The organism is Kitasatospora sp. NPDC036755, from assembly GCF_040636595.1.
Lineage (GTDB): Bacteria > Actinomycetota > Actinomycetes > Streptomycetales > Streptomycetaceae > Kitasatospora.
In genome coordinates, this window is record NZ_JBEZUT010000685.1 from 1 (window position 1) to 1,346 (window position 1,346).

1 protein-coding gene is annotated in these 1,346 nt (G+C 78.7%); it reads right to left on the reverse strand.

Features of this window, described 5'->3' with window-relative positions:
• Positions 1 to 116: 116 nt before the first annotated feature.
• Positions 117 to 1,346 (reverse strand): hypothetical protein (locus tag AB0E96_RS41200; RefSeq protein WP_359831969.1); only part of this gene is annotated, 1,230 nt, incomplete at its 5' end.

A 1,346-nucleotide genomic window follows, 5' to 3' on the forward strand; every position in this document is an offset into this window, starting at 1 on the left:
CGGGCGGTGACGCGGGGGTGGCTGACGGGCGAGGAGTGAGCCGGCGCGGGGACGGCTGACCGGCGGCCGCCACCGCCGGCCCGTCCGGCGTCACAAGGGGTGCCGGACGGGCCGGTTCAGCGCAGCACCTCCAGCTCCGGCCAGTCGTCGCCGGGCCGGTCGAGGAAGTCGGTGGGGCGCCCCGTCAGATAGCGGGCGAAGAAGGCGGCGACGGCGGTGCGCTGGGCGGCCAGGGAGCGCAGGGGGTCGACAGTGCCGATGAGTCCGGCCGCGTCGGGGATCGGGAGGCGGCGGACGAGCTGGGGCAGGAGGACCTGGAGGTCGGTGTACGAGCCGTGGGCGGCGCCCCGCAGCCGCAGGGCGTGCCGGGGGCCGGTGGACGCCGCCCAGCAGGAAGCCCAGCTCGGTTCGGTGCGCAGGGTCTTCGTGCCGGAGGCCATCAGCAGGAAGGGCTTGGCGAGGCCGCTGTCGGCGGCGGGTCCGAGGAGGGCGCCGTCGAGGTCGGCCGCCGCGCGGACGCGGGGCTCGTCGTGGGCGAGCCCGGCGGCGACGGAGCCGCCGAGGGACTGCCCGAGCACACCGGTCCTGGCCGGGTCGGCGGCTTCGGCGAGCCCGTCCGGGAGTGGGCCGGTGCCGCTGTCGGGGCGGTCCCCGCGGGCGAGCCGGTCGAGGGCGTCGAGGACGAAACGGGCGTCGGCGAGGCGGGCCCGGGAGTGCCCGGCAAGGAGGACGGCGATGACCTCCGGGGTGAGGTCGTCGGGGAGCGGGAGGGCGCGTTCGACCCGGCCGCCGGGGAATTCGACCTGTTCGGCCTCGTACGTGGAGTCGAGGGCGACGACGAGGTGGCCGCGGCTCGCCAGCTCCTCGACCAGGGTGGTGCCGAGGGCACGCGAGCCGCCGTCGCCGGAGGAGAACAGCACCACGGGCAGCCGGCCGGCGCGGCGGGCGACGGGCGCGCCGATGCGGGCGTGGGTCCTGATCCCCCGCCAGTCGGCGGCGCCGGCGGGGACACCGAGGGCCGGTGCGGAGTGCGCGTCCCAGTCGGCCGCCGCGGCCGGGGGCAGCCAGGGGGCCGTCGGGTGCCCGGCGCCGGGTTCCGCCGGGTACCAGAGGCCGGCCATGAGCTCCCGGTAGGGCTTGGCGGGGAGGAGGGGGTCGGGGCGGCTGTCGTCGACCAGGTGCAGCGCGACGGTGCCCACGGGCCAGGGCCCGGTGGGCGCGGGCAGGCGCAGCGGGACGGGGGTGCCGGGGGCGTGCGCGGGATGGTCCGCCAGCTCCTCGACGGCCCGGCGTCCGTCCGGCCGGCGGCCCGACTCCTCGCGGATCAGGTCGGCATCGCGGCCTAG